The sequence below is a fragment of the Mycobacterium adipatum genome (assembly GCF_001644575.1).
Classification (GTDB): domain Bacteria; phylum Actinomycetota; class Actinomycetes; order Mycobacteriales; family Mycobacteriaceae; genus Mycobacterium; species Mycobacterium adipatum.
The window spans coordinates 2132596-2158910 of sequence record NZ_CP015596.1; the positions used below are offsets into that span (position 1 = coordinate 2132596).

Genomic DNA, 26315 nt, shown 5'->3' on the forward strand with positions numbered 1-26315 from the left:
CTCAGTCCCGGGCGAACGCCGTGTCCACCACCGCCCGGGCGTCCGGCTCCCCGGACCCGGTGCTGAAGTCGAGGACCACCTCGTCGAACGCGCCACCGGTGAAGGGGAACGGTGAGCGGTAACGGGCCGATACCGAGAGCGTGACGCTGCGGCCCGCGCAGGTCCGTTGCATGAGGTCCAACCCGGTCATGCGGACCGCGTCTGCCGCGCCCACCACCCGATCGTCGATGGTCATCGTGACATCGCCGAGCATGTCGAGGGTGCCCTCGCCCGGCCCGGTGCGGCGGAAGCTGACCTCGAACACGTGTCGCCCCACGGTGACCGGTTCGTCGGCCACGACGGTGTGCTCGGTGCCCGCGTTCGTGCACGCGTACTGCAGTCGGCCGTCGGCGATGAACAGGGCCTGGCCGGATGAGCGACTGCCCTGCGAGAACAGCACCCCCTCGGCGTCGGTGCGCTCCACCGAGACCGGGACCCGCAACGTGAACGAGCGGCCGCGGACCAGCCCGCGGAACCCGGTATTGCCTGCGGGTGCGCCGCACGAGAACGACGCGCTGGAAGGTGACTCGCCGATCTCGTCGGCGGCCAGCATCACGATCTCCATGACGCTCAGGTCGGCCAGCGGAAAGGCGTGATGCTCCAGTGCCAACTCGTGCCACAACGTCTTCAGATCGGCGAGTTTGTCCGGCTGTTCGGCGGCCAGATCGTGGCACTGGCTGCGGTCGGTGGCGATGTGGAACAACTCCCAACGGTCCCGGTCGAATGCCGACCACCCCTTCGGTCCGCTCGCCGTGGGCGGGTGCACGGTGCCGGCGAACCAGCCGTCGTGCCAGATGCCACGGGTGCCCAGCATGGTGTAGAACTGGGTGTGCTTTCCCGTCTCTGCATCCGGGTCATCCAGCGCAGCAGCGAAACTCGTTCCTTCCAAAGGGGTTTGGGAAATCCCGCGGGCGGTCTGCACCTCGCCGAGGCCGAGCAACTCGTACACCGTCGGCGTGACATCGCTGACATGCACGTACTGCTCACGCACCGCGCCGCGCGCCGACACGCCGGCGGGCCAGGAGACGACGCAGGGATCAGCGATACCGCCCTCGTATGAGGCATAGCGCTTGTACATCTTGTAGGGCGTGTTGAACGCCATCGCCCAGCCGTTCGAGTAGTTCATCTGCGTTGCCGGGCCACCGAGTTCGTCGAACATCCGCAGGCCGTTGCGGGTGGTGTCGCCGCCACCGAACATCGGTACCACCTCATCGAGGGCGCCGTTCGGCCCGCCCTCACCGCTGGCGCCGTTGTCGGACATGATCACCACGATGGTGTTGTCGAGTTGGCCGGTGGCTTCCAGGTAGTCCACCACGCGCCCGATCTGCGCGTCGGTGTAGGACAGGAAGCCGGCGAAAACCTCGGCCATCCGGCAGGATACCCGCTTGTCGTCCTCGGACAATGAGTCCCAGGGCCGGACATTCTCGTCCTGCGGCCACGGCAACCCGTCCGGGCTGACCGCGTCGGCGTACGGATTCATCGGGGACAGTTCGGTGCCCGCCGGGAGCAGTCCGAGTTCCTGCTGCCTGGCCAGCACGATCTCCCGGTAGCGTTCGTAGCCCATATCGAAGCGCCCCCGGTACCTGTCGGCCCACTCGGGGGCGACCTGGTGCGGCGAGTGGCCCGCGCCGGGGCACAGGTACATGAACCACGGTTTGTCGGGTGCGGCGGCACGGTGGTCGCGCAGGAAGCCGATGGCGTTGTCCGCGAGATCTTTTGACAGGTGATAACCCTGCTCGGGGGTGGCAGGTGGGTCGATGGGCGCATTGTCGCGAACCAGACTGGGATACCACTGGTCGGTCATCCCGTCGAGGAAACCGTAGAAGCGGTCGAATCCGCGGCCCAACGGCCAGTAGCGCCGTGAGCCGGCGGCGTGGCAGTCCTCAAGCGGTGCCAGGTGCCACTTTCCGACGGCATAGGTGGACCACCCGCGTTCGCCGAGAACCTCGGAAACCAGCGCGGATTCGGCCGGTATGCGGCCGTGGTGCCCGGGGTAGCCGCGGGCCATGTTGAGCACCGAGGCCACCCCGACGCTCGTCGGGTTGCGGCCGGTCAGCAGGGCCGCCCGGGTGGGCGAACACAAGGCGGTGGTGTGGAACTGGGTCAGCCGGACACCGCGATCGGCGATCCGCTTGATGGTGGGCATTTCCACCAGTCCGCCATAGCAGTCCCAGGTGGCGATGCCGATGTCGTCCCACAACAGATACAGCACATTGGGTGCTCCCGCAGGGGCGGCCGTGCCACGGTACGGGGCCCAGTCGGGAGTCGATTCCCTGATGTCGATCGACACGCTGCCCTGAAAGCCCACGGATTCCACCTTGCTCTCGTCTAGATCGCCGCCCCCGGATTCAGTATGCCCGCCGGGTCGAGCGCGGTCTTGATCCTGCGGTTGAGCTCCATCGCTTCGGGGCCCAGATAGCCTGCCAGCCAGGGCTTCTTGAGCCTGCCGACACCGTGCTCACCGGTGATGGTGCCGCCCAGCGACACCGCCAGATCCATGATTTCGCCGAACGCGACGTCCGCGCGGCGCGCCATATCGGCATCGGCGGGGTCGAAGACGATCAGTGGGTGGGTGTTGCCGTCACCGGCGTGGGCGATCACCGAGATCAGCAGATCATGGTGTGCGGCGATCTTCTCGATCCCGGCCACCAGCGCGGCCAGCGCCGGCAGCGGCACCCCGACATCTTCCAGCAGCAGCGAGCCCTTGGCCTCGACCGCGGGAATGGCGTAGCGGCGGGCCACCACGAACGCCTCGCCCTCGGCCGGGTCGGAGGTCGAGAAAACCTCCGTGGCACCGGCTTCGGTGAAGACAGCCGCCATGAACTCGGCATCCTCGGCGCCGGCGGGCCCCCGGTCGTCAGAGGCCGCGACCATCATTGCCGCGGCGGTACGGTCCAGGCCCATCTTCAGTTTGTCCTCCACGGCGTTGATCGCCGCCGAGTCCATGAACTCCAGCATGGACGGCCGGATGCGTCCGGTGATGGTGACGACGGCGTCGGCGGCGGCCTGCACGGAATCGAAGGTCGCCACCACCGTGCACGGGGTGTGCTGGGGCGGCAACAGCCGCAGTGTCACCTCGGTGATCACCCCGAGGGTGCCCTCGCTGCCGACGAACAGCTTTGTCAGGCTCAGCCCCGCAACATCTTTGAGCCGCGGCCCGCCCAGGCGTACGGCGGTGCCGTCGGCCAGTACCACCTGCAGGCCCAGCACGTAGTCGGTGGTGACGCCGTACTTGACGCAGCACAACCCGCCGGCATTGGTGGCGATGTTGCCACCGATGCTGCAGATCTCGAAGGACGACGGGTCCGGCGGGTACCACAGGCCGTATTCGGCGACCGCCGCCTTGACCTCGGCGTTGAGCAGTCCCGGCTGCGCGACGGCGGTGCGGGTCGCCGGGTCGACGGTGATATCGCGCATCCGCTCGGTCGAGAGCATGATCGCGCCGTCCAGGGCGGTCGCGCCGCCGGACAGTCCGGTGCCGGCCCCGCGCGGCACCACGGCGATCCCGTGGGCGGTGGCCCACCGCAGCACTGTCTGCACCTCCTCGGTGCGCCGGGGGCGCACCACCGCCAGCGCGGTACCGGCGTCGGGGTCGGCGGCGCGGTCCTGACGGTAGGACGCGACGATATCGGGGTCGGTGACCACACTGCCCTCGGGGAGAGCGGCCACCAGGTCTTCCAGCGCGGAACTCACGGGCGCCAGTCTAGGGCTGACGGTCCCGGTCCAGGTCGCGCAGCGAAGGCAGCCCGATGGCCACCAGACCGAGCAGCAGCATCGGCACCGACAACGCCAGGAAGGTCGCCTGCAGCCCCGCCGCGTCGGCGAGCGGACCGGCCAGCAACAGCCCGAGCGGCCCGGCCGCGTAGGCCAGCGAACCCATCACTCCGACCACCCGGCCGCGCAGGTGCTGCGGAGCGTTGGTCTGCATGACGTAGTTGTAGATCGGCTGGATGGGGCCGTAGACGAAACCGACCACCGCCGAGAGCGACAGGATGACCGGCAGCGGCGGCAGGAACGCGATGATCGTCATCGCGACACCGAGGGTGATGACCGCGATCAGCATGGTGGTGCGGCGCTTGACGAACTTGGCCAGCACCGCATAGCTCAGTGCCCCGATCAGACCACCGATCGACAGGGCCATCAGCACCCAGCCCAGCTGTGCCGGTTCGTTGCGGTCGGTGAAGTACTTGGGGAACAGCACCGCTTCCATCGGCATGTAGAGGCCGGTGGCGGCGAGATCGATGAACGCCAGGGTGCGCAGCACCTTGAGGTTCCAGACGAACTTCAGGCCTTCGACGACACCGGCCCACACCCGGTCGGGCAGCGCGCTGCGATCCGGTTTCCCGGTGCCTTCGAGTTTGAGCAGCGAGACCGCGGCGATGGAGCAGCCGAAGGCGGCCGCGGTCACCCACATGGTCTCAATACCGCCCAGGGTGGCGATCAGCATGCCGCCGATACCGGGGCCGACGATATAGGCCAGGTTGAACACCGCTTCGTAGACGCTGTTGGCGTGATCCAGCGTCCAGCCGGCGCGTTTCGCGGCCTCGGGCAGCATGGTCTCCCGGGCCGTCATACCGGCGGGGTCGAACGCCGCACCGAGGGCCGCCAGTGCAGCCAGCACCGCGACGTTGACGGCGTCGGCCCCGAAGATCAGCGCCACCACCGGCACGGCGGCCACCGACAGGGCCGAGAGCAGATCCGAGATCATCGAGACTCGTCTGCGGCCGATGTAGTCCACCGCGGCACCGGCGATCACCGTGGATACCAGCAGCGGCAGCGTGCCCGCCATCGCCACCACGGATGCCTCGACGGCAGAACCGTTGCGCTGCAGCACCAGCCACGGGAACGCGATCATCGAGATACCGTTGCCGGCGCCGGCCATGAGGGCGGCGAACAGGATCAGGAACGCCGGACCGCGGCTGCGAGTATTCATCGTCTATCGCGGCGAATGTAGCAGCGCGATCACCGACCCGCCCATCGAATTTCTGTCCACCGGGCAGGATGGACGGGTGCCCACCGAACGGCGCCTGCCGCATCCCAGAACCGGGCGGCCATTCCCGTCGCCGGTGCCGCCCGGTTCGGGCTGGCCCGGCGATCCGGCCCGCCCGGACACCCCGGTGGCCCGCGACGCGGCCGGGGTGGCCGAACTGGCGGCCCGGCTGGGCTCCGTGGCCGAGCTGGACGCCGAGACCAGCGTGTGCCGGGCTTGCCCGCGGCTGGTGCAGTGGCGCGAGGAGGTGGCGGTCACCAAACGACGGGCGTTCGCCGACGAGCCGTATTGGGGGCGTCCGGTGCCCGGGTGGGGAGCCAGCCGGCCGACGGTGCTGATCGTCGGGTTGGCGCCGGCCGCGCACGGCGCCAATCGCACCGGCCGGGTGTTCACCGGTGACCGATCCGGGGATCAGTTGTTCGCGTCGCTGTACCGGGCCGGTCTGGTGAACTCGCCGCTCACTGTCGACGCCGCGGATGGCTTGCATGCCAACGGAGTTCGTATTGTCGCGCCGGTACGATGCGCACCGCCGGCCAACAAGCCGACTCCGGCCGAACGGGCCACCTGCGCGCCGTGGCTACAGGCGGAATGGCAGCTGGTGTCCCCGCATGTGCGGGTGGTCGTGGCGCTCGGCGGGTTCGCCTGGCAGGTGGTGCTCGGGATGCTGGCCGATCGGCTCGCCGGACAACCGAAACCGGTGTTCGGGCATGCGGTGCGCTACCCCCTGCCGGCCGGGTTGACGCTGCTGGGCTGTTATCACCCCAGCCAGCAGAACATGTTCACCGGCCGGCTCACCCCGGCCATGCTCGACGACGTGTTCACCCTCGCCGCGGAACTTGTGCACGATTCGTAACGCTCGGCGGCACAGATCGTGCACACATCGACGGGCCGGGGGAACGAACCGGTCGGCGATGGCGTTGCATGGACAATGCGTCTTTCCGTTCTCGACCTCGTCCCCGTCCGCAGTGACCAGAGCACCTCGGATGCGCTGGCTGCGACGGTGCGCCTGGCACAGACCGCGGACCTGCTCGGATACACCCGATACTGGGTGGCCGAGCACCACAACATGGCCTCCGTCGCCGCGACCAGCCCGCCGGTGGTGCTGGCCTACCTGGCGGCGCAGACCGCGTCGATCCGGCTCGGCTCGGGCGGGGTGATGCTGCCCAACCATGCCCCGCTGGCGGTCGCCGAGCAGTTCGCCCTGCTGGAGGCCGCCGCCCCCGGCCGCATCGATCTGGGGATCGGCCGCGCACCCGGGTCGGACCCGGTGACGTCGATGGCGCTGCGCGGCGCCCGCGCCCAGAACGACGAGGACATCGAGCGCTTCCCCGAGTACCTCGATCATGTCGCGGCGCTGATGAGCACCGGTGGTGCCCGGGTCGGACTGTCCCGCGGCATGCTGGCCCAGCAGGATTACGTCCTCAAGGCCACCCCGGCCGCGCTCGGCGAGCCCCGGCTGTGGCTGCTGGGGTCCTCGATGTACTCCGCGCACCTGGCGGCCGCCAAGGGGCTGCCCTACGTGTTCGCCAACCACTTCTCCGGGCAGGGAACCGCCGAGGCGCTGGCGGCCTACCGGGCCGAGTTCCGGCCCAGCGAGCTGCTGGCCGAACCGACCACGTTCATGACGATCAACGCCTCGGTGGCCGACACCCGCGACCAGGCGATGCGGCTGCTGCTGCCGAACCTGCAGATGATGGCGCGGCTGCGGACCGGGCGCACCCTGGGTCCGCTCGATCTTGTCGAGGACGCCGAAACCGCGCGGCTCTCCGCGCAGGAACAGCTGATCGTCGATTCGGGTCTGGCCCGCACGGTGGTCGGTGACCCGGCCGAGGCGGCCGAGGCGATCCGTTCGGTGGCAGCACAGTTCGATGTCGACGAGGTGATGGTGGCACCCGTCGCCTCGGCAGTCCGGGGCACCGATGCGCGCACGGCGCCGGGCCGAGAGCAGACACTGGAACTGCTGGCCAAGGAACTGCTCTAACGCGGTGTCAGCACGATGACCGGGATCGGTCGGCTGGTGCGCTGCTGATACCCGATGTAGCGGTCCTTGTTGCCGCGCATGTCGTTGACGATGCGCCACAACCGGCCGAAATCGGGATCGTCGGGAAACACCGCCCTTGCGGTGACACCGAAGCGTCTCGGACCCACGTTGATCTCGACCTGGGGGTTGGCTTTCAGGTTGTGAAACCAGCCGGGTGCCTTGGGCTCGCCACCCTTGGACGCCACCACCAGGTAGTCCTCGCCGTCGCGGGCGTAGGTCAGCGAGTTGGCGCGTGCCAGTCCGGTCTTGGCGCCCACGGTGTGCAGGATCAGCGCCGACGGCCCGAACGGGATGGTGTGCCCGATCCGCCCGTCGGTCGCCTTGTAGAGCTTGTCGTGCAGTAGCAGCAACGGCAGTCCGATGTACTTTTCCCACGGAGGCATGCTCATGCCGCTCAATCCTGCGCGGCTTCGCCGAGTTGCGCCAGCGCCGTCCGCAACAGCCGGCCGGATTCTTCCCGATCGGTGTCGCGGCGCACCAGCACGCCCTTGGCGAAGGACAGCTTGTCGCCGTTGCGCCGGGGCACCACGTGCAGATGAATGTGGAACACGCTCTGAAAGGCGGCCTTGCCGTCGTTGATGACGATGTTGTTGCCGTCGGCATGCAGACCGGACACCCGGGCTGCCCGCGCGATGCGCTGGCCGAGCACCGCCATTGCCGCCACGGTGTCCGGTGCGGTGTCGGTGAGATCCACCGCGTGTCGTTTGGGGAACACCAGGGTGTGCCCCCGGGTGAACGGCCGGATATCGAGGATGGCCAGCAGGTCCTCGTCCTCGTGGATCCGTATGGCGGGGGCGTCACCGGCGACGATGGCGCAGAACACGCAGGACATCCCGCCACCGTAGTCGGCGAGCGTCCTCTACAGTTCGGCCATGGGTCTGTTCGGCAGTTCGGAGGGCGATCTGGCGCGCCGGGTCGAGATGCTGGAGCGCCGCGTCGCCGCGCTGGAACGGGCTCTCGACGGCGGACACCGGCCGGTCGGCGAACTCACCGAGTCCTCGGGGTCGGAGCTGGTCGCGCCGCAGTCCGGGGTCAGCGAGATGGTCCGGCAGCTGGCCATCCAGGGCCACACCATCGCGGCCATCAAGCTGCTGCGTGACGAGACCGGAATGGGGTTGCGCGAGGCCAAGGACACCGTCGAGCGGCTGACCTAACGGGTCAACGCTGCGCGCCACAGCGTGAGTTTGTCGGCGAACCGCATGGTGTGCGCCGGGCTCGTCGAGGGCAGCCGCAGGCTCGGGATCATGGGTGCGCTGCGCACGAGTCTGCGGTAGTTGGTCTCGGCGGCGGCTCCGTTGAACACCACCAGGCCGATCCGGGGATGATCTCGGACGAACGCGCCGAAATCGTTGGGCACCATGCTGTCCCGCTCGACCGCGGCGTCCAGGCTGCCGGTGCGGCGACAGCACCGCAGCACATCCCACACCGCGACGCCGTGCCCGGTGAGTGCGGCGACCCGCCGGTCGTAGGGCGCCGCCGCGTCGAATCCGAAGATCTCCGCGGTGATCGGCCAGAACGCGTTGCGCGGGTTGCCGTAGTACTGCGCGGAGGCCAGGGACATCACGCTCGGCATGTTGCCCAGGATCAGCGTGCGCGGCGCGGCTCCGGTGAGCGGAGCGAGCCCGTGCAGTAGTTCACCCATCACCGGAGATGATGCCTGGCGCCGGTATAGGTTGGCCACGTGGGTGCGGACTTCGACATCGAGTCATCCGGGTTGCTCGACGGGCTGGAGGGTGCGGCCAGGGCCGAGCGCGCCGAGCTCATACCGTGGCTGCTCGAGCACGGGGTGACCGTCCAGCAGATCCGGGAGTCCTACGCGCCGGTGCTGTTGGCCTCGCGCCGCATGCTCGGCGACGACGGCGACTACGTCTCGGCACGCGAGATCTGCGAGCACACCGGGATCGATCTCGAGTTGTTGCTCCGCATCCAGCGGGTGCTCGGGCTGCCCACGGCCGATGATCCCGACGAACGCGTGCACCTGCGCGTTGATGGCGAAATTGCCAAGTACGCAAAATATTTCGTCGATGCGGGTATTGACCCCGACAACCTGGTGCTGGTGGTGCGGGCGCTGGCCGACGGCTTGTCCAAGACCGCGGAGGCGATGCGGTTCACCTCGATGTCGGCGGTGATGGCGCCGGGCGTCACCGAGCTCGAGGTGGCGATGTCCTCCGAAGCGCTGCTGCGGCACGTGGGCCCGCTGCTCGGCCCGATGATCCAGGACATGTTGCGCCTGGAGTTGCGGCGCACGATGGAAACCGAAGCGGTGACGGCGGGGGAGCGGGCCGAGGGCCTGCCGCTGCCGGGTGCCCGCCCGGTGACGGTGGCGTTCGCGGATCTGGTGGGTTTCACCCGGCTGGGGGAGGCGGTGCCGCCCGAGGAACTCGAAGGTCTGGCGAATCGTCTCGTGGAGTACACCCATGAGGTGGTGGCCCCGCCGGTGCGTTTCGTCAAGTCGATCGGCGACGCGGTCATGCTGGTCAGTCCCGACCCGGTCCCGCTGCTGACCGCGATGCTGGCGCTGCTGGACGCCGCCACCGTCGACGACGAGTTCCCCAGGCTGCGGGTGGGTTTGGCGTCGGGGATGGCGGTCAGCCGTGCCGGTGACTGGTTCGGCAGCCCGGTCAATCTGGCCAGCCGGGTCACCGGTGCGGCCCGCCCGGGTGCGCTGCTGGTGACCGAGGCGGTGCGCGAGGCGGTGGGCGACGCGGCCGGTGTCGAATGGTCGTTCGCCGGCGCGAAGCGGCTGAAGAACATCAAGGACGATGTGAAGGTGTTCCGGGCCCGCCGTTCGGTGTCAGTGTGACGAGCGGAACCGGCGCAGCCGCAGGCTGTTGCTCACCACGAAGACCGAGCTGAAGGCCATGGCGGCGCCGGCGATCAGCGGGTTGAGCAAGCCCACGGCCGCCAGTGGCAGGGCGGCGATGTTATAGGCGAACGCCCAGAACAGATTTCCCTTGATGGTGCGCAGGGTGGCCCGGGACAGCCGGATGGCATCGACGGCGGCGCGCAGGTCCCCGCGCACCAACGTGAGATCCGAGGCTTCGATGGCCACGTCGGTGCCGGTGCCCATCGCCAGGCCGAGATCGGCCTGTGCCAGTGCCGCAGCGTCATTGACACCGTCGCCGACCATCGCGACCACGCGGCCCTCGGACTGCAGGCGGGTGATCTCGTCGACCTTGCCCGCCGGCAGCACGTCTGCCACCACCCGCTCGATACCCAGTGTGGCGGCCACCGATTCGGCGGCGCGCCGGTTGTCACCGGTCAGCAGCACCGGTGTCAGCCCGAGCTTCCGGAACCCCGAAACGGCTTCGGCGGCATCGTCCTTGATGGTGTCGGCGACCACGACCACGGCTCGGATCCGCCCGTCGGCGGCGAACCAGATCGGCGTGTGCCCACGTTCGGCGGCCGCGTCGGCCGCGTGTTCCAGTGCGGCGGGCGGGGTCAACGACCAGTCGTCACGCAACCAGCTCGCCCGTCCTGCCGCGGTGGCTGCTCCGTCCACCACGCCGCTCACGCCGAGTCCGCCGTGATTCTCGAAATCGGTGACCGCCGGTAGCGTTCCGCGCGCGCCGGCATGGGCTGCGATGGCGCGGGCGATCGGATGCTCCGAGCCGTTCTCCAGGGCGCCGACCCAGCGGAGAACCTCGTCCGGATTATCGCCGTCGGCGACGTGCACGTCGACCACCGACATGCGTCCGGTCGTCACGGTCCCGGTCTTGTCGAGCACCACGGTGTCGACCCGCCGGGTCGACTCCAGCACCTGCGGGCCCTTGATCAGGATGCCGAGCTGTGCGCCCCGGCCTGTGCCGACCAGCAGCGCGGTGGGAGTGGCCAGCCCCAGGGCGCACGGGCACGCGATGATCAGGACGGCGACCGCGGCGGTGAACGCGGCAGCAACCGTTCCCGCACCGAATGCCAACCAGCCCAACAGCGTCAGCAGCGACAGCACCATCACGATCGGCACGAAGACCGCCGAGACCCGGTCGGCGAGGCGCTGTACCTCCGCTTTGCCGCTCTGGGCCTCCGATACCAGCCGGGCCATCTGCGCGAGCTGGGTGTCGGCGCCGATGTGGGTCGCGCGGACCTCCAGGCGTCCGCCCGCGTTCACCGTGGCGCCGATGACGTTGTCGCCCTCGGTCACTTCGACCGGCACCGGCTCCCCGGTCAGCATCGAGGCATCGACTGCGGAGGTGCCCGCGGTGATGACTCCGTCGGTCGCGATCTTCTCGCCGGGGCGCACCACGAAGATGTCGCCCACGGCGAGTTGGTCGATGGGAATGCGGATTTCGGCACCGGTGTCACGGAGCACCGCGACATCCTTGGCTCCCATGTGCAGCAATGCCCGCAGCGCCGCACCGGAGCGCCGTTTGGCGCGCGCCTCGAAGTAGCGTCCGGCGAGCAGGAAGGTCGTCACCGCCGCGGCGACTTCCAGGTAGAGGTGCGGTTCTGAGCTGGTGGAGATCAGTTCGAACGGCATCGTCATCCCGGGCATCCCGGCGTGGGTGAAGAACAGCGCCCACACCGACCACGCGTAGGCGGCGATCACCCCCACCGAGATGAGGGTGTCCATGGTGGCCGCACCGTGGCGCAGGTTCGTCCACGCGGCCCGGTGGAACGGCCAGGCCCCCCAGACCACCACCGGCGAGGCCAGCGTGAACGCCAGCCACTGCCAGTTGGTGAACTGCAGCATCGGCACCATCGACAGCGCCACGACGGGTAGCGTCAACGCCGCCGCGATCAGCAGTCGCTGACGCCACGGCGCCGACTCGTCGGGTTCGTCGGATCCGATGGTTGCCGTGTCGGTTTCGCGGGGCAGTGCCGCGGTGTAACCGGTGGCCTCGACGGCCGCCACCAGGTCCTCGGTGGAGACGGTGTCCGGGAACTCGACGCGGGCCTGCTCGGTCGCGAAGTTGACGCTGGCCTGGACACCGTCGATGCGGTTGAGTCGCTTCTCGATTCGCGCCGCGCAGGACGCGCAGGTCATCCCGCCGACGTCGAGCGTGAGGGTGCTCACGTGATCGCCTCCCTATGCCGACTGCGCGGAACCCACGTCGTACCCGCTGTCCTGGATCGCGGCGGTGACGGCGGCGACATCGTCGGTGCCGGCGACGGTCACCGTGGCGCCGGCCAGATCGACATCGACGGCGCTCACCCCGGCCAAGGGGCTGACCGCGGCGGTGATTGCCGACACGCAGTGGCCGCAGCTCATACCGTGGACCTCAAGAACGATGCTCATGCCGCCATGATATACCGGTAGGGGGTATGGGTAAATAGCCCCGTTCTGCGAGGATGGGCACATGATGCGCACACCGGCGAAGGCGATCGCGACAGCCGCGGCCGCCGCACTGCTGCTGGCCGGCTGTACCGATCAACCGGCTCAGACCAGCGGGGACGGTCACACCGAGCATGACCACGGGACCAGTCACAGTGGCAGCGGTGCCGATCCTGGACCGGGCGCCGAGGGCTCGTCGGCGCACAACGGCGAGGACGTCATGTTCGCCCAGCACATGATCCCGCACCACAGCCAGGCAGTGGAGATGACCGACATCCTGCTGGCCAAGGATGATGTCGATCCACGCGTGATCGAACTCGCCAAGGAGATCAAGGCCGCGCAGGCTCCCGAGATCGAGCAGATGCAGGGCTGGCTGACCAGCTGGGGTAATCCGCCGATGCCGGCGATGGACCACGGCTCGATGGAAGGGATGGTGGCGCCCGCCGATATCGAGAAGCTGAAGGCAGCGCCCGGCCCCGAAGCCACCAGACTGTTCCTGGACCAGATGATCGGTCACCACGAGGGTGCGATCACCATGGCGCAGAGCGTGATCGACGGCGGTCGGTTCGAGCCGGCGAAGACCATGGCGCGGGCCATTATCGACAGTCAGCAGCACGAGATCGACGAGATGAAGTCGATTCTGGACTCGCTCTAGGCGCTACTGCACCGGGTAGGTGATGCCCTCCGAGGGCTGCACGATCACGAATCCCTGGCCGTGGAAGGCGACCTGCACCGCCTCGCCGGACCCGCGACCGATCAGCGCGCCCGCCTTGAAGCTCGTCTTGAGCTGGGTCTGCAGGTTCGCCGACCATGCCACCACCGCATTGGTGTCGGCGAATGTCGGCGCCTCGGCGGCATTGAGCACCACCGGCGGTCCGTCGGTGGTCAACGCCACCCACCCGCTACCCCGCAAGGTGGTGTTGAACAGTCCGCCGGTGGCGATGCTGCCGCCCTTCACTCGCTCGATGTTCCAGTCCAGGCTCGCCGCGAAGGCCAGCACATTCTTGCCGCTGATGGACAGGCCGGAGTTGGTCAGCTGCAGCAGGTGCACGTAGTTGGCCTGTTCGGCGAGGAAGACGTCGCCCTGGCCCTGGCAGCGCATCAGCGGCAGGCCCTCGCCGGTCAGTGCCTTCTTCAGGAACTTCCCGGCGCCACCGCCCTCGAAGGCAAAGTCCACGTTGCCCTGGTAGGCGACCATCGAACCCTGCCGCGCCATGAACGGTTCGCCGAGGCGTACCCGCAGCAGCCGCTCGTTCTGCAGGGCGATCGCCTTGGACTCCTTCTCGCTGAATCGCCCGTCGATCAGGTCGCCGCTGATACCGGTGAACCCGTCGCCCTGCGGTGTCGGCGCCTGGGCCGCAGGGACCGGGGGTGCACCCTGAGGTTCGTGCTGGTGGGCGGCCGGCGCAGGCGGTGCGCCGAGCGGCGCGGTGTGCACCTGCCCCTGGTGGGAAACCTGATCGGTCCAGTTCTGGCCGTCATACCAGCGGTACTCGAAGCGGCCCTCGGGATCTCGCAACCATTGACCACTCACCGTGCACTCCTCTTCTCGGTCGATTCCACGCGTACAGGATCACTCTAGGCTGGCATTCTCTGATGTATGGCAGGTGACGAGATCGATCGCGTGCGGGCCAAGAGCGCGCTGGCAGTAGTCAAAGAGCATCCGGGCATGGTGCTGTTCCTCGCCTCCCCGGCGATCATCGCGGTGGCCGCGGTCTGGTGGCTGGCCGGCGCCGCGTGGGCGGGACTGTTGTTGGTGGCGCTCGTGCTCGGCGGCGGTGTGGTAGCGCTCAAGAAGCGGTAGCCGGCGGTGATTCCGGGTTTCGCCGTGTGCGAACGCGGCTCACCCAGCCATGTTACGGTGTAATGATGTAATCATGAGACACCATCAACACGGGCGGCGCGGCTCGGCCGACGCCGTCACCGACGCCGCGGAATGGTTTGCCGGGCGCCTGCCCGACGACTGGTTCGCCGGTGATCCGACCGTCGTGGTCGATCGCGAAGAAATCACGGTGATCGGGCAGTTGCCCGACACCGACGGCGAGCAGAGCGCCGCCCGGGCGTCCGGCCGGGTGGCGAAGTTCCGCGAAGAGACCCGCGGGGAACGCATGCGCATCGCCGACGAGGCCCAGGACCGGTTCGGCCGCAAGGTCTCCTGGGGTGTGCAGGCCGGAGGTGAGCGCACGTTGTTCACCCATATCGCCGTGCCCGTGATGACCAGACTCAAACAGCCGGAGCGCCAGGTGCTGGACACGCTGGTCGACGCCGGTGTCGCCCGGTCCCGCTCCGACGCCCTGGCGTGGTCGGTGAAACTGGTCGGCGAGCACACCGAGGAGTGGCTGGCCAGGTTACGTGAGGCGATGACGGCGGTCGACGACGTGCGCGCCGAGGGGCCCAACCCGCAGTGATTTCGGCGTGATCGGCTGCGCTCACCGCACCCGATCACGCCGAACTCGCTCGAGTTTGACGCGGGTACCGCCCAGCGCCGAGGTCTGCGACAACGGATCCAGCGCTGCACCGTCGACCAGTAGATTGCGGTTGACGCCGTAGGTCTGCGGCGCCGCGCCGGAGCGCGGGTCGAAAACGCGGGAACCCCAACCGTGTTCCATCACCACCAGGCCGCGGCGGGGCCGGTCCGACAGTGCCGCGATGATGTCCACCGAGCCGATCGCCGATGTCACCCGCACGGTGTCGCCATCGCCGATGCCGAGTGCGGCCGCGTCGTCGGGATGGACGAACACCACATTGCGCTTCCCCGACGGATGCAGGCCGGGAAGTTCGTTGAGCCACGAGTTCATCGCGTGGCGGTTGCGTCGATTACCCAGCAGGAAAGGGAACTCCGGGGTGAGTCCCGGGCCCGCGTCGGCCAGCAGTTCGCGGGTGCGCGCGACGAATTCGGTCGGTGCCACGTGCACCCTCCTGTCCGGTGTCCGCAGCGCTGCCCGGAAATGCCCGTACTCGCGCGGACCCAGCACCAGGCCGTGCGGGTTGTCGTGCAGATCGCGCCATTTCAGCTTGTGGCCGTTGACCTTCCGCGATGTCAGGATCATCAACCGGTTGATCCAATGCGGACCGAATGCGAGGGCCGGGCGCCGAGTGAGGGCGGCGACGCGCCGCGAGAACCGGATGACACCGTTGAGGCCGCGTGCACCGAACAGCGGACGCTTCATGGCCAGCGCCAGGTCGACGAAGATCCGCCACTCCTCGCGCGCCTGCGGCGGGGGGACGACGGCCCGCGCGCCGAACTGGACGAACGGCTCGTCGTGCATGCTGCTGGTGAACGCCAGCAGGTCCTCGCGCTCCAGCCAGTGCACCGCGGGCAGCAGCCAGTGTGCATGCCGATGGCTCTCGCGTTGCACGAAATCGATGGCCACCAACAGATCCAGCCGTTGCAGGGCGGCATCGAGTCGAGCACCGTCGGGGCCCGATATCACCGGGTTCCCGGAGTTGATCACCAGCGCGCGGATCCGGCCGGGACCGGGTGTCAGGATTTCACCGGGCAGTTCGGCCAGTGCGTGCGCGCCGGCCACCATCTCGCGGCCGGCGACCCGGCTGCGGTGTGGTGCGGTCTCGGCCAGGCCGGCCAGTCGCAGCGTGTCGACGTAACCGGGTTCGAACCGGCGGCCCCCGGGCCGATCCATCCGTCCGGTGATGACATTGAGCACGTGGCCCAACCATTCGGCGACGGTCCCCGTCTCCTGCAGGGACACGCCCGTCCGGGTGATCGCCATCGCGCCGGGTGCGGTGGCGAAATCTCGCGCCAATTGCTCGATCTCATCGCGATCGATATCGCAGCGGTCGGCCAGATCGTCGACATCGCACGAGGCCACCAGCGCGCGGATCTCCGGCATCCCGGTGGCCAGGTCGGCACAGTCACCGGCATGCTCCAGGCGAGCGTCCAGGATGACCTTGACCATCGCTAGTAGCAGCGCCCAGTCCTGGCCCGGAAGCACGGCCAGATGGGTGTCGGCCTTGTCAGCGGACTCGGTACGCACCGGGTCGACCACCACGATCCGCGCGCCGCGCCGCTGACGGTCCAGTGCGCGGCGCCACCCGTCGGGCACGGATTCCAGCCAATTCCAGGCGCTGACAGCCGGGTTCGCGCCGACCAGCAGGAATAAGTCGCAGTTGTCGATATCGGAGACCGGCACCATCAGGGGCGATCCGTACATCGCCTGCGCGACCACGTGCACGGCATTCTGGTCCACCGACCCGACGGCATAGCGGTTGTGGGTGCCGATCGCGTCCAACCAGCCGTTCATGAACACCAGGTTCGATGACGAGTAGCCGGCCGGGTTGCCGTAGTAGGCGCCCACCGCGTCCGGTCCGTCGGCGTCGATCACACGGTTCATCCGGTCGGCGATATCGCGCAATGCCTCGTCCCACGAGGCCTCGACGTAGCGGTCGCCGACCCGCCGCATCGGTGCCACGATGCGGCGCGGATGCTCGACCACCTCTGCCGCGGTGCGGCCCTTCGCGCAGAAATCGTGCCGGCTGTGCGGGTTCAGTTTGTCCGCGGCGATCTTGCGGACCCGGTTGTCCGCCACGGTGACCTCCACACCGCACGAGGCCAGGCAGTACCGGCAGAAGGTGTGCACGGTCGTCGTGGATTGGGGACCGGCCATATCTGCATACTGCCCAACGGGTTCCGGCGCTGTCCGGGGATTGGAATTGAGCAGACCGCTTGATGGCCGGTCCAGTCACGCCCTGGCCATGGCCCAATACTCACCGTGGCGCGCCAGCAGTTCGGTGTGGGTGCCGCGCTCCACGATCCGGCCGGACTCCATCACCAGGATCTGATCCGCGTCACGGATCGTCGAGAGCCGGTGCGCGATGATGAAACTGGTTCGGTCCCGCCGTAGTTCGGCCATCGCCTGTTGGATCAGCAGTTCGGTGCGGGTGTCCACCGAGCTGGTCGCCTCGTCGAGGATCAGTAGTTGAGGTTGGGCCAGAACCGCGCGTGCGATGGTGATCAGTTGTTTTTCTCCGGCGCTGATCGCGCCACCGTCGTCGCCGACCCGGGTGTCATACCCGTCGGGCAGGGTCTGCACGAACCGCTCGACGTGCGCGGTGCGGGCGGCCTCGTACACCTCCTCGCGGGTGGCGGCGGGGCGGCCGTAGGCGATGTTGTCGTAGATGGTGCCGCCGAACAGCCAGGTGTCCTGCAGTACCATCCCGATCCGTGCCCGCAGCGCCTGGCGGGGCAGCGCGGCGATGTCCACCCCGTCGATCATGATCCGTCCCGCATCGATGTCGTAGAAGCGCATCAGCAGGTTCACCAGCGTGGTCTTGCCCGCGCCGGTCGGGCCGACGATGGCCACCGTGGAGCCGGGCTCGGCGATCAGCGACAGATCCTCGATCACCGGGGTGCCGGGTCGGTAGCCGAACGAGACGTGCTCGAAGGCGACGCGGCCCGCCCCGGCGGTGCGTGCAGCGGCGACGGGCTCCGCCGACTCCTCCGGGGCGTCGAGCAGATCGAAGATGCGTTCGGCACTGGCGATCCCGGACTGCAGCGAGTTGTACATCGCCGCGACCTGGGTCAGCGGCTGATTGAACTGGCGGACGTACTGGATGAAGGCCTGGATGCTGCCCAGGGTGATCTGGCCGGTCGCAACCTGGATCCCGCCGACCACCGCGACCGCCACGTAGCTGAGGTTGCCGATGAACGTGGTGGCCGGTGAGACCAGGCCGGACAGGAACTGCGCGCCCAGGCCGGCCCGGTACACCTCGCCGTTGAGATCGCTGAACTTCTCGGCGGCCGCGGCCCGGTGACCGTAGGTCTTCACGACGGTGAAACCGCTGTAGGTTTCCTCGATATGGGCGTTGAGGCGACCGGTGTTGGTCCATTGCGCCACGAACTGCTTCTGCGAGCGCCGGGCGATGGCGCGGGTGGCCAGCAGTGACAGCGGCACGGTCAACACCGCGATCAAGGCCAGCAGCGGTGAGATCGTCAGCATCGCCACCAGCACGGCCAGCACCGTCACCACCGAGGTGAGCAGCTGGCTGATCGTCATGGCCAGCGACGACTGCACATTGTCGACGTCGTTGGTGACGCGGCTGAGCAGTTCGCCGCGCTGCCGGCCGTCGACGTAGGACAGCGGCAGCCGGTGCACCTTGTGCTCGATCTCGGTGCGCATCGCCGCCATGGTGCGTTGCACCACCACGTTGAGGATCCGGGCCTGGCACCAGACCAGCAGCGCGCCAATCAGATACAGGCCCAGCGCCAGCAGCAGGGTGTGCGCGACGGCGGTGAAGTCGACACCGCGGCCCGGGACCACATTCATCCCGGAGAGCAGATCGGCGAAGGTGTCTTCACCGCGCGCCCGGGCCGCCTCGACGGCCTGGTCCTTGCTCAGCCCGGCAGGCAACTCACGTCCGATGACACCGTTGAACAACAGGTCGGTGGCATGGCCGAGGATACGCGGTCCGATGACACCGATCGCGATACCACCGACGGCGAGCGCGATCACCAGTACGGTCAGACGGCGTTGCGGGGCCAGCCGTTTCAGCAGCCGCACCGCCGAGCCCCGCATATCGCGGGAGCGCGTCGCCGGCGGTTCGGCGCGCAGCGGCCGGGTCATGCGCGCACCGTCTGAGAGTCCGCGAACTGCGCATAGGTCGGACATTCCTTGAGCAGCGTGTCATGCGTGCCGGTGCCGACCACCCTGCCGTCGTCCAACACGATCACCTGATCGGCCTGTGCCACCGTCGAGATCCGCTGCGACACGATGATTACCGTCGCCGTGGACGACACCTCGCGCAGTGCGGCGCGCACCCTGGCATCGGTGTGCACGTCCAGTGCCGAGAAGGCATCGTCGAACAGGTAGACCGCCGGTCGCCGGACCACCGCGCGGGCGATGGCCAGTCGCTGGCGCTGACCGCCGGAGAAGTTGACCCCGCTCTGCGCGACGCGCATCTGCAGACCGTCCGGGTCGGCACGCACGAAGTCGTCGGCCGCGGCCACCCGCAGCGCGTCCCACATGTCGTCCTCGGTGGCCGACGCGTTGCCGTAGCGCAGGTTGTCGGCCACCGTGCCGGAAAACAGGTAACCACGTTGAGGGACCAAACCTATGGTGGCCCAGAGATCTTCGGGATCGAATTCACGCACGTCGACTCCGTCGACGCGGATCGAACCCGCGGTCACATCGTAGAGCCGGCCGATCAGCGATATCAGCGTCGACTTCCCCGAGCCGGTGCTGCCGACGATCGCGGTGACGGTGCCGGGCACGGCGGTGAACGAAACATCCTGGACCACAGCGCGATCGGCACCGGGGTAGCGGAAGTCGGCGCGCTCCACGCGCACTGACCCGGTCGCCGGAGCGGGCGCCGGATTCGGCGGCGCGGTGATCTCCGGTGCGGTGGACAGCACCTCGGTGATCCGTTCAGCGCACGCCGATGCGCGGGGCAGCAGCACCACCAGGAAGGTCGCCAGCAACACGGCGTAGAGGATCTGCATGAAATAGGCCAGGAACGCGATCAGCGACCCCACCTGCATCTGGCCGGCGTCGATGCGCTGACCGCCGAACCAGATGAGCGCGACACTGGAGAGGTTGATCACCAGCGTCGTGGCCGGCAGCATCAGTGCCTGCCAGCGCCCGGCGGCCAGCGCGGTGTCGGTGAGCGCCCGGTTGGCCTCGTCGAACCGGCTGCGTTCCAGCGGTTCGCGCGCGAACGCCCGGATCACCCGCATCCCGGAGAGTTGTTCGCGCATCACCCGGTTGATGTTGTCGATGACGCGCTGCATGGTGCGGAAGATCGGCATCAACCGCGAGACCAGCCAACCGTTGGCCAGCGCCAGGATCGGCACGCTGATGACCAGCAGCCAGGACAGCCCGGCGTCCTGGTGGATGGCCATCGCGATACCGCCCAGGCCCATGATGGGCGCGGTGATGAGCATGGTGGACGTCATCTGCACCAGCAGCTGGATCTGCTGGACGTCATTGGTCGTCCGGGTCAGCAGTGTCGGCGTCCCGAACCGGGCGGTCTCGGCCGCCGAGAACCCGAGCACATGGGAGAACATCGCGGCCCGCAGATCGCGGCCGAACCCCATGCTGGCCCGCGACCCGAAGAACACCGCCCCGACGGCGCACACCACTTGCAGCGCCGTCACCGCCAGCATCACCAGCCCGAGGTGGGTGATGCGCGCGGTGTCGCCGACGGCGACACCCTCGTCGATGATGGCGGCGTTGATCGTCGGCAGGTACAGCGAGGCCAGCGTGCTGATCACCTGCAGGCCCGCGACCGCTGAGAGCAAGCCGCGGTAGGGCCGCACGTGGCGGCGCAGCAGGGCGAGCAGCATCTGGCTACTGTCGCATACCCGCCTGCCGACACCGGTGTCGGACCGGGACACGAAATTGCAGGTCAGTCGGTATGTCAACGGTTCCGTGCCGGGTGGCCGCTACAGTGCATGTCGTGACCCCCAGAAGCGGCCATCCGATTCCTCAAGGCAGGCTCACCCGTGCCGCGAAGATGCTGGTAGCCGCCGCTGCGGTGCTCCCCGTGGTGGCCGCCTGCTCCTCCGGCCCGGAGGACCCGGGCTCCCCGTCGGTACCACCGAGCACCGAGTCCGCACCCGCGGCCCAGCACGGCCCGGACTTCCCGGAATGCGGCGGCATCACCGACCAGACCATCTCGCAGTTGACCGAGGTGCCCGGATTGGTGAACACCGCCCGCACCTCGGTGGGCTGCCAGTGGCTGGCCGGGGGCGGCATCGTCGGCCCGCACTTCTCCTTCACCCACTTCCGGGGTAGCCCGATCGGGCGGGAACGCAAGACCGAGGAACTGTCCCGCGCCAGCGTGGAGGACATCAACATCGAGGGGCACGACGGGTTCATCGCCATCGGTGAGGACCTGGTGCTCGGACCCAGCCTGTGCGAGATCGGCATCCAGTTCGACGACGACTTCATCGAATGGTCGGTCAGCTTCGCCCAGAAGCCCTACCCGGATGCGTGTGAGGTCGCCAAGGAACTCACCCGCCAGTCGATTGTGAACGCCAAATGATGGGCCGCGCCATGACACGTCCGCTGACCGTGCTGATAGCGCTGCTGGCCGCGTTGACCATGGTGATCGGCGTGCAGGGCTGCTCCCGTGCGGTCGACGGCTCGGCGGTCAAGGCCGGAGCCGGGCCGCGCAACAACGACTCCGAGAAGACCTACCCCAACCTGCTCAAGGAATGTGATGTCCTGACCGAGGACATCCTGGCCGAGACGGTGGGCGCCGATCCACTGGACATCCAGAGCACCTTCGTCGGCGCGGTGTGCCGCTGGCAGGCCGCCAACCCGGGCGGCCTGATCGATATCACCCGGTTCTGGTTCGAGCTCGGTGACCTGGAGAACGAACGCCAGGCCGCACAGGCGATGAACTTCCCGATCGAGGATCGCCGGGTCGCCGGGGTGCAGTCGATCGTGATGCGCAACCCGGCCGCCAACGGTGCGTGCGGGGTGGCCAGCGACGCCAGCGGTGTCGTCGGCTGGTGGGTGAATCCGCAGGCGCCCGGCATCGACGCCTGCGCGATGGCGATCAAGCTGATGGAGCTGACGCTCGCCACCAACTCCTAGCTACCGGGGGATCTCCTAGCTACCGGGGGATGTGGAACCCGGCCAGCTGGGCGCCGCCCAATTCGAGGGCCTGCCACGTCGTCGGCACCCGCAGCAGCGCGAGCGCCGAGGTCGGATACTTCGACTCGATCTCGGCGAGCACGCCGGCATCGCTGCTGTCGTCGGCCAGCCCGAGCGCCAGCCCTGACATCACCGGCTCATGCCCGATCACCAGCAACGTGCCGACGTCGTCGGCGACGCCGTTGATCTCGGTGAGGACGATGCCCGGCGTGGCGTCATAGATCCGGTCGACGAAGCGCACCGGCGCGTCGATCCCGGTCCGCTCCAGGGTCTGCCGGGTGCGGGTGGCGGTGGAACACAGCACGGCGTCGACGGGCGGTGCGGCGGCGCGCAACCAGTCTCCGGCGAGCCCGGCCTCCCGGATACCGCGCGCAGCCAACGGACGGTCGTGGTCGCCGACCCCGGCCGGGTAGTCCGACTTGGCATGACGCAGTAGCAGAAGCGTTCTCATCTCAATCAGGCTAGGCCATGCCGACGCGCGTCCCGGGACTTGTCGGACACCGGACCTAAACTCTGCACAAACAGCGGACGCTCGCGACGAACCACCGATGACCGAACCGAAAAGGAGTGCCGAGATGCGCTTTCTGCACACCGCCGACTGGCAGCTCGGGATGACCCGGCACTTCCTCAGCGCCGGTGGCGGCGAGGCGCAGTCGCGCTACGCGGCCGCGCGGCGGGAAGCGGTGTCGGGCCTGGGCGCGCTGGCCGCCGAGGTGGGTGCCGAGTTCGTCGTCGTCGCCGGTGACGTCTTCGAGGACAACCAGTTGGCGCCGCGTGAGGTGAGCCTGGCGCTGGAGGCCATGCGGGCCATCACGGTGCCGGTGTATCTGTTGCCGGGCAACCATGATCAACTCGACGCCGGGTCGGTGTACACCAGCACGTTGTTCGGCGACGAATGCCCGGACAATGTCATGGTGTTGAACCGCGATGGCGCTTTCGAGGTGCGCCCGGGACTCGAGATCATCGCGGCACCATGGCGTTCCAAGTCACCGACCACCGATCTGGCCGCCGCGGTGACGGCCGACCTGCCCGCCGACGGCACGGTGCGCATCCTGGTCGCGCACGGCGGGGTGGACGTTCTGGATCCCGACCCGTCGAAGCCTTCGCTGATCCGGTTGGCCGGCTTGGAAGCGAGCCTCGACCGCGGCGCCCTGCACTATGTGGCATTGGGGGACAGGCACTCCCGCACCGAGGTCGGCCGCACCGGCAGGGTCTGGTATTCCGGTTCCCCGGAGGTCACCAATTACGACGATATCGAGACCGACCCGGGGCACGTCCTGGTCGTCGACATCGAAGAGGCCGACCCTGCGCACCCGGTGCAGGTGTCCGCGCGCCGGGTCGGGCGCTGGCGTTTCCTCACTCTGCGACACGATGTCGACGACGACCGCGACATCGCCGGCCTCGACGTCAATCTGGACCAGCTGCCGGACAAGGAACGCACCGTCGTGCAATTGGTGCTCACCGGATCGCTGACCGTCACCGACAAGGCCAAATTGGACGCCTGCCTGGACCGGTATGCGCGGGTGTTCGCGTCCCTGCGATTGTGGGAGCGGCACTCCGACATCGTGGTGCTGCCTGCCGACGGGGAATTCGACGACCTGTCGATCGGTGGATTCGCTGCCGGCGCTGTGCAGGAACTCGTCGAGGCCGCCCGTGCCGACGGCGCGGAGGCCGAGGATGCCCGTTCGGCGCTCGCCCTGTTGCTGCGGTTGTCGGGTGGTCACCTGGAGGGCAACGTCGCGTGAAACTGCATCGGCTGGTTCTGACCAACTTCCGCGGGGTGGCCCACCGCGATATCGAGTTCCCCGACAGCGGGGTGGTGGTGATCAGCGGCGCCAACGAGATCGGTAAGTCGTCGATGATCGAGGCGCTGGATCTGCTGCTGACCGTCAAGGACCGCTCCACCAAGAAGGAAGTGAAGTCGGTCAAACCCACCCATGCGGACGTGGGCGCGGAAGTTCTTGCCGAAATCTCCACCGGTCCTTACCGTTTCGTGTATCGCAAGCGCTTCCACAAACGCGCCGAGACCGAACTGACCTTGCTGGCTCCGACCCGCGCGCAACTCACCGGCGACGAGGCACACGACCGGGTGTTGGCGATCCTGTCCGAGACGGTGGACACCGCGTTGTGGGAGGCGCAGCGGGTGCTGCAGTCCTCGGCCACCGCGCCGGTGGATCTGTCCGGTTGCGACGCACTGTCGCGGGCACTCGACGTCGCGGCCGGATCCTCCGACGGCGCTGCCGGTGATGCCGATCCGCTGCTGGTGGACCGGATCGAGGCCGAGTACCTGACGTACTTCACCGCGACCGGACGCCCGACCGGGGCCTGGGCGGCGGCCACCGCCCGGTTGCGCGCCGCCTATGACGAGGTGGCGCGCAGTGCCGCGGCGGTCGCCGATGTCGAGCAGGCCGTGCTGCGGCACGCCGCGCTGACGACCCAGCTGGCCGCGGCCACCGAGCGGGTGGAGGCCACCGAGGAGCGCGTGAGTGCGGCGCGACAGGCAGCCGCTGCCGTGGCGGAGCTCACCCGGGAACGTGACACCGCCCGGGTGCTCGCCGATGCCGCGACCGCCACCCATACCGCGTCGAGCGCGGCGGTCAACGAGCGCCGCCGGCTGCGCGCCGCGATCGACGAACGATCCAGGTCTGCAGCGGAACTCATCGCGGTGGCCGCCGAATCCGCGCAGACACACGCGGCCGCCCAGCAGGCCGCCGAGGCCGCCGAGGCCGCCGCCGAGCAGGCGCGCGCCGTGGCGGATGCCGCCGCGGTCGCGGTCGATGCCGCGCGTACCGACCTGGCTCACCTCGTCGCCCGCGACGAGGCCGACCGGATCACCAGCCAACTGGTCAAACTGGACGTCGCCCGCGCCGAACTCGCCGAGATCGACCGCGAGCTGTTCGGGAACACCATGAGCGATGCGCTGATGGCCGAGATCGAGGTCGCCGCGCGGGCCGTGCAGCGCGCGGCCGACCAGGCTGAACTCGCTTCGGCGCGTGTCGAACTCGTCGCACTGGCCGATACGCGGGTGCAGGTCGGGGAGCGGACCGTCGAGCTGAGGGCGGGGCAGGATTGGACGGCGGTCCTGGGCACGCCCACCGATATCGAGCTGCCCGGGGTGTTGCGCGCACGCGTTGTCCCGGGAGCAGACGCCGCCGAGACGCATGCCGCGCTGACCGCCGCCGGGGAGGTCCTCGCCGATGCGGTGCGCCGGGCGGGGGTGCAGAGCGTCGAAGAGGCCCGTGCCAAGGATGCCCGGCGCCGCGACCTGCAATCCGCGCAGCACCGGTTGCAGGCCACCGTCGCGGCGCTCACCGGTGACGAGACCGTCGATCAGCTGCGGGCCCGACATGCGGAACTGATTGCCGGCCAACCCGATATCGCCGGGAACACCGAGACCGCTCGGGCCGCGCTCATGACCGCTCGCGCGGCGCACCGAGTTGCCACGGAGCGCGCCGACGCGCAGCGCGCGTCGGCGGCGGCCGCGGTCACCGCCTGTCATGAGGCCGCGGTCACCGCCGGTGTACTGCGGGAGAAATTGGGCACCGCGCAGGCCGAGTTGCAGGCCGCCACCGAACGGCTGGCCACCGAGCGGCGCGCCGCCACCGATGACCAGCTTGCCCTGGCAGCCGAAGCGGATGCCGAGAAGGTCGCCCGCTCCGGCGCCGAGGTCATCCGGTTGGACGCCGAACTCGCCGCCGCCCAGCCGGAGACGGTCGCCGCCGAGCTCGACGCGGCGACCCGCGTCCTGCGGGAGGCGGTGCGTGAGCGGGAGGCCACCGCCACCGCGCTCACCGAGCTCACCGCCACGCTCAAGCTCTACGGGACGCAGGGGCGTAAGGGCACCCTGGATGCCGCCCACACCGAACGCGAGCACGCCCACGGTGAATATCTGAGGATCGAGCGGCGGGCCCGGGCCGCGCAGACGTTGCGCACGGTGCTACTGCGCCATCGCGAATCCGCACGCCGGCGATATGTGGAGCCGTTCCGTGGCGAGATCGAACGGTTGGGTCGCATCGTGTTCGGCGCCGATTTCGAGGTCGATATCGGCACCGACCTGACCATTCGCAGCCGTACGTTGGACGGCCGCACCGTCGGGTACGAGTCGCTGTCGGGCGGGGCGAAGGAGCAGATCGGCATCGTGGCGCGGCTGGCGTGTGCATCGCTGGTGGCCAAGGAGGACACCGTGCCCGTCGTCATCGACGATGCGCTGGGCTTCACCGATCCGGACCGTCTCACCCGGATGTCCGCCGTGTTCGACTCGGTGGGCGGAGACGGCCAGGTCATCGTGCTGACCTGCAGTCCGGATCGGTATGCCGGCATCGCCGATGCGCGGCTGATCGAGCTGACCGCGTGAGC

24 protein-coding genes are annotated in these 26315 nt (G+C 68.8%); 11 read left to right on the plus strand and 13 right to left on the minus strand.

All coding sequences use genetic code 11. The features are described from left to right. Position 1 precedes the first annotated feature (1 nt). From A7U43_RS10180 to tap, 3 genes are read right to left on the minus strand one after another with little or no spacing between them, the layout of a single operon-like run. Positions 2-2356 (minus strand): arylsulfatase, encoded by a 2355-nt coding sequence (locus tag A7U43_RS10180; protein WP_067994312.1) that lies wholly within the window; start codon positions 2354-2356, stop codon positions 2-4. 11 nt (positions 2357-2367) lie between these two features. Next, complete coding sequence (locus tag A7U43_RS10185) at positions 2368-3732, minus strand: FAD-binding oxidoreductase (protein WP_197499990.1); 1365 nt, start codon at positions 3730-3732, stop codon at positions 2368-2370. 10 nt (positions 3733-3742) lie between these two features. Next, positions 3743-4972 (minus strand): multidrug efflux MFS transporter Tap, encoded by a 1230-nt coding sequence (gene tap, locus A7U43_RS10190; protein WP_067994318.1) that lies wholly within the window; start codon positions 4970-4972, stop codon positions 3743-3745. 76 nt (positions 4973-5048) lie between these two features. Between tap and A7U43_RS10195 the strand changes: the two genes are divergently transcribed. Both A7U43_RS10195 and A7U43_RS10200 read left to right on the plus strand, forming a co-directional pair. Next, on the plus strand, positions 5049-5882 hold the full coding sequence (locus A7U43_RS10195; protein ID WP_067994321.1) for a uracil-DNA glycosylase: 834 nt from the start codon (positions 5049-5051) through the stop codon (positions 5880-5882). A 75-nt stretch (positions 5883-5957) separates the two neighbouring features. Then, positions 5958-7010: an LLM class flavin-dependent oxidoreductase gene (locus A7U43_RS10200; protein ID WP_067994323.1), complete on the plus strand. Its 1053-nt coding sequence runs from the start codon at positions 5958-5960 to the stop codon at positions 7008-7010. Here A7U43_RS10200 and A7U43_RS10205 read toward each other — a convergent pair. Continuing rightward, a complete protein-coding gene (locus tag A7U43_RS10205) occupies positions 7007-7453 on the minus strand; it encodes a nitroreductase family deazaflavin-dependent oxidoreductase (RefSeq protein WP_068002360.1) in 447 nt (148 codons plus the stop codon). The two genes, A7U43_RS10200 and A7U43_RS10205, sit on opposite strands and share 4 nt — an antisense overlap. A gap of 11 nt (positions 7454-7464) precedes the next feature. Then, positions 7465-7902, minus strand: a complete 438-nt coding sequence (locus tag A7U43_RS10210; RefSeq protein ID WP_067994326.1) for an HIT family protein — start codon at positions 7900-7902, stop codon at positions 7465-7467. Between the two features lie 40 nt (positions 7903-7942). Here A7U43_RS10210 and A7U43_RS10215 point away from each other — a divergent pair, with 40 nt between their 5' ends. Then, positions 7943-8224 carry a hypothetical protein gene (locus A7U43_RS10215; protein ID WP_082902078.1) on the plus strand — a complete coding sequence of 94 codons (282 nt, stop codon included), beginning with the start codon at positions 7943-7945 and terminating at the stop codon, positions 8222-8224. Here A7U43_RS10215 and A7U43_RS10220 read toward each other — a convergent pair. Then, on the minus strand, positions 8221-8712 hold the full coding sequence (locus A7U43_RS10220; RefSeq protein ID WP_068002367.1) for a DNA-deoxyinosine glycosylase: 492 nt from the start codon (positions 8710-8712) through the stop codon (positions 8221-8223). The genes A7U43_RS10215 and A7U43_RS10220 overlap by 4 nt on opposite strands. Positions 8713-8751: 39 nt before the next feature. On the opposite strand from A7U43_RS10220, the gene A7U43_RS10225 reads away from it, so the two are divergent. After that, positions 8752-9873: an adenylate/guanylate cyclase domain-containing protein gene (locus A7U43_RS10225; RefSeq protein ID WP_067994331.1), complete on the plus strand. Its 1122-nt coding sequence runs from the start codon at positions 8752-8754 to the stop codon at positions 9871-9873. On the opposite strand, the gene A7U43_RS10230 is transcribed toward A7U43_RS10225, so the two are convergent. Both A7U43_RS10230 and A7U43_RS10235 read right to left on the minus strand, forming a co-directional pair. After that, the gene (locus tag A7U43_RS10230; protein ID WP_231963616.1) at positions 9865-12054 is read right to left on the minus strand and encodes a heavy metal translocating P-type ATPase; all 2190 of its coding nucleotides are present in this window, start codon (positions 12052-12054) and stop codon (positions 9865-9867) included. The genes A7U43_RS10225 and A7U43_RS10230 overlap by 9 nt on opposite strands. Before the next feature lie 42 nt (positions 12055-12096). Then, positions 12097-12306: a cation transporter gene (locus A7U43_RS10235; protein WP_067994337.1), complete on the minus strand. Its 210-nt coding sequence runs from the start codon at positions 12304-12306 to the stop codon at positions 12097-12099. 61 nt (positions 12307-12367) lie between these two features. On the opposite strand from A7U43_RS10235, the gene A7U43_RS10240 reads away from it, so the two are divergent. Then, positions 12368-12997 (plus strand): DUF305 domain-containing protein, encoded by a 630-nt coding sequence (locus A7U43_RS10240; protein ID WP_067994341.1) that lies wholly within the window; start codon positions 12368-12370, stop codon positions 12995-12997. Positions 12998-13000: 3 nt separating this feature from the next. Here A7U43_RS10240 and A7U43_RS10245 read toward each other — a convergent pair whose 3' ends face one another. Then, a complete protein-coding gene (locus A7U43_RS10245) occupies positions 13001-13876 on the minus strand; it encodes an AIM24 family protein (RefSeq protein WP_067994344.1) in 876 nt (291 codons plus the stop codon). Positions 13877-13942: 66 nt separating this feature from the next. Here A7U43_RS10245 and A7U43_RS10250 point away from each other — a divergent pair, with 66 nt between their 5' ends. Then, positions 13943-14146 (plus strand): hypothetical protein, encoded by a 204-nt coding sequence (locus tag A7U43_RS10250; RefSeq protein ID WP_067994347.1) that lies wholly within the window; start codon positions 13943-13945, stop codon positions 14144-14146. Positions 14147-14216: 70 nt separating this feature from the next. Next, entirely contained in the window at positions 14217-14750 is a 534-nt protein-coding gene (locus tag A7U43_RS10255; RefSeq protein WP_418287691.1) for a hypothetical protein, read from the plus strand. Between the two features lie 21 nt (positions 14751-14771). On the opposite strand, the gene A7U43_RS10260 is transcribed toward A7U43_RS10255, so the two are convergent. From A7U43_RS10260 to A7U43_RS10270, 3 genes are all read right to left on the minus strand, one after another. Further along, positions 14772-16967 (minus strand): molybdopterin-containing oxidoreductase family protein, encoded by a 2196-nt coding sequence (locus tag A7U43_RS10260; RefSeq protein WP_067994353.1) that lies wholly within the window; start codon positions 16965-16967, stop codon positions 14772-14774. A gap of 75 nt (positions 16968-17042) precedes the next feature. Then, positions 17043-18923 carry an ABC transporter ATP-binding protein gene (locus tag A7U43_RS10265; RefSeq protein WP_067994356.1) on the minus strand — a complete coding sequence of 627 codons (1881 nt, stop codon included), beginning with the start codon at positions 18921-18923 and terminating at the stop codon, positions 17043-17045. Then, the gene (locus A7U43_RS10270; protein WP_067994360.1) at positions 18920-20641 is read right to left on the minus strand and encodes an ABC transporter ATP-binding protein; all 1722 of its coding nucleotides are present in this window, start codon (positions 20639-20641) and stop codon (positions 18920-18922) included. Before A7U43_RS10270 ends, A7U43_RS10265 begins: the two co-directional genes overlap by 4 nt. 104 nt (positions 20642-20745) lie before the next feature. Here A7U43_RS10270 and A7U43_RS10275 point away from each other — a divergent pair, with 104 nt between their 5' ends. Both A7U43_RS10275 and A7U43_RS10280 read left to right on the plus strand, forming a co-directional pair. Further along, the gene (locus A7U43_RS10275) at positions 20746-21342 is read left to right on the plus strand and encodes a DUF3558 domain-containing protein (protein ID WP_418287692.1); all 597 of its coding nucleotides are present in this window, start codon (positions 20746-20748) and stop codon (positions 21340-21342) included. Between the two features lie 11 nt (positions 21343-21353). Continuing rightward, positions 21354-21899: a DUF3558 domain-containing protein gene (locus A7U43_RS10280; protein ID WP_197499992.1), complete on the plus strand. Its 546-nt coding sequence runs from the start codon at positions 21354-21356 to the stop codon at positions 21897-21899. A gap of 19 nt (positions 21900-21918) precedes the next feature. Here the strand turns inward: A7U43_RS10280 and A7U43_RS10285 are convergent, their stop codons facing one another. Next, positions 21919-22419, minus strand: coding sequence for a SixA phosphatase family protein (locus tag A7U43_RS10285; RefSeq protein WP_197500046.1), 501 nt, complete (start codon positions 22417-22419; stop codon positions 21919-21921). A gap of 115 nt (positions 22420-22534) precedes the next feature. Here A7U43_RS10285 and A7U43_RS10290 point away from each other — a divergent pair, with 115 nt between their 5' ends. Together A7U43_RS10290 and A7U43_RS10295 are read left to right on the plus strand one after the other, a co-directional pair. Beyond that, complete coding sequence (locus A7U43_RS10290) at positions 22535-23704, plus strand: metallophosphoesterase family protein (RefSeq protein WP_067994374.1); 1170 nt, start codon at positions 22535-22537, stop codon at positions 23702-23704. Next, on the plus strand, positions 23701-26313 hold the full coding sequence (locus A7U43_RS10295; RefSeq protein WP_067994376.1) for an AAA family ATPase: 2613 nt from the start codon (positions 23701-23703) through the stop codon (positions 26311-26313). Before A7U43_RS10290 ends, A7U43_RS10295 begins: the two co-directional genes overlap by 4 nt. The last annotated feature ends 2 nt before the right edge of the window (positions 26314-26315 follow it).

What these genes read in the sequence shown, in the direction of transcription:
- A7U43_RS10260 (WP_067994353.1), bottom strand. Translation starts at nt 16,967, where the DNA reads ATGGCCGGTCCCCAATCCACGACGACCGTGCACACCTTCTGCCGGTAC.
- A7U43_RS10215 (WP_082902078.1), top strand. Translation starts at nt 7,943, where the DNA reads ATGGGTCTGTTCGGCAGTTCGGAGGGCGATCTGGCGCGCCGGGTCGAG.
- A7U43_RS10205 (WP_068002360.1), bottom strand. Translation starts at nt 7,453, where the DNA reads ATGCCTCCGTGGGAAAAGTACATCGGACTGCCGTTGCTGCTACTGCAC.
- A7U43_RS10200 (WP_067994323.1), top strand. Translation starts at nt 5,958, where the DNA reads ATGCGTCTTTCCGTTCTCGACCTCGTCCCCGTCCGCAGTGACCAGAGC.
- A7U43_RS10250 (WP_067994347.1), top strand. Translation starts at nt 13,943, where the DNA reads ATGGCAGGTGACGAGATCGATCGCGTGCGGGCCAAGAGCGCGCTGGCA.
- tap (WP_067994318.1), bottom strand. Translation starts at nt 4,972, where the DNA reads ATGAATACTCGCAGCCGCGGTCCGGCGTTCCTGATCCTGTTCGCCGCC.
- A7U43_RS10220 (WP_068002367.1), bottom strand. Translation starts at nt 8,712, where the DNA reads ATGGGTGAACTACTGCACGGGCTCGCTCCGCTCACCGGAGCCGCGCCG.
- A7U43_RS10265 (WP_067994356.1), bottom strand. Translation starts at nt 18,923, where the DNA reads ATGACCCGGCCGCTGCGCGCCGAACCGCCGGCGACGCGCTCCCGCGAT.
- A7U43_RS10280 (WP_197499992.1), top strand. Translation starts at nt 21,354, where the DNA reads ATGACACGTCCGCTGACCGTGCTGATAGCGCTGCTGGCCGCGTTGACC.
- A7U43_RS10270 (WP_067994360.1), bottom strand. Translation starts at nt 20,641, where the DNA reads ATGCTGCTCGCCCTGCTGCGCCGCCACGTGCGGCCCTACCGCGGCTTG.
- A7U43_RS10240 (WP_067994341.1), top strand. Translation starts at nt 12,368, where the DNA reads ATGATGCGCACACCGGCGAAGGCGATCGCGACAGCCGCGGCCGCCGCA.
- A7U43_RS10290 (WP_067994374.1), top strand. Translation starts at nt 22,535, where the DNA reads ATGCGCTTTCTGCACACCGCCGACTGGCAGCTCGGGATGACCCGGCAC.
- A7U43_RS10210 (WP_067994326.1), bottom strand. Translation starts at nt 7,902, where the DNA reads ATGTCCTGCGTGTTCTGCGCCATCGTCGCCGGTGACGCCCCCGCCATA.
- A7U43_RS10230 (WP_231963616.1), bottom strand. Translation starts at nt 12,054, where the DNA reads ATGACCTGCGCGTCCTGCGCGGCGCGAATCGAGAAGCGACTCAACCGC.
- A7U43_RS10235 (WP_067994337.1), bottom strand. Translation starts at nt 12,306, where the DNA reads ATGAGCATCGTTCTTGAGGTCCACGGTATGAGCTGCGGCCACTGCGTG.